Source organism: Elstera litoralis (assembly GCF_000963705.1).
Lineage (GTDB): Bacteria > Pseudomonadota > Alphaproteobacteria > Elsterales > Elsteraceae > Elstera > Elstera litoralis.
Window position 1 is genome coordinate 1 of the sequence record NZ_LAJY01000999.1, and the last position, 570, is coordinate 570.

At 45.1% G+C, this 570-nt stretch carries 1 protein-coding gene; it reads left to right on the forward strand.

Annotated features, from left to right (window positions below):
- Positions 1-217: 217 nt before the first annotated feature.
- The coding region (locus VZ95_RS21145) for a calcium-binding protein (RefSeq protein ID WP_045777629.1) at positions 218-570 on the forward strand (353 nt) is incomplete at its 3' end.

The window sequence follows — 570 nt, forward strand, 5'->3', positions numbered from 1 at the left end:
AAAGCCAGTGTCGAATTACGATTGTATTGAGGGTGCAGTGACATAATTGTTCATTTTGTGGTTGATTTTACGTATTACTATCGAGTCATCAGATGGTTGATAACCGTATTTATGATTGAACATTAATCAGATTTTTCGTGTTTAATCTTTTGTTCATTTATTCATCGAAAATGAATGGCATAGTGGAGGTGGATATTCTCTTTTTCGAGGTAAGACGATGCCGACGACGATTAATCTGACGACGGGTGATGACGTTTTGACCCAGGGCGATGGCGACTATGTCGTGAACGCCTATGCAGGCAACGATAGTGTCACGCTGGGAAGTGGTGATAGTACGGTCAATGCAAGCGATGGCGATGATACTATCTCGGTGGGTTTCGGAGATCATTTTGCCGATCTCGGCGATGGCAACAATATTTACTCTTTCATTTCGGGTTCCAACACTACTCAAGACGGCACCTACGCGCCCGTCTCGGACCCCGGCACCAACCTAACCATTATCGGTGGATCGGGTAATGATCGCATTGACCACGACGGAACGTGGGCTGGTTATTATGTGACCTATAACAT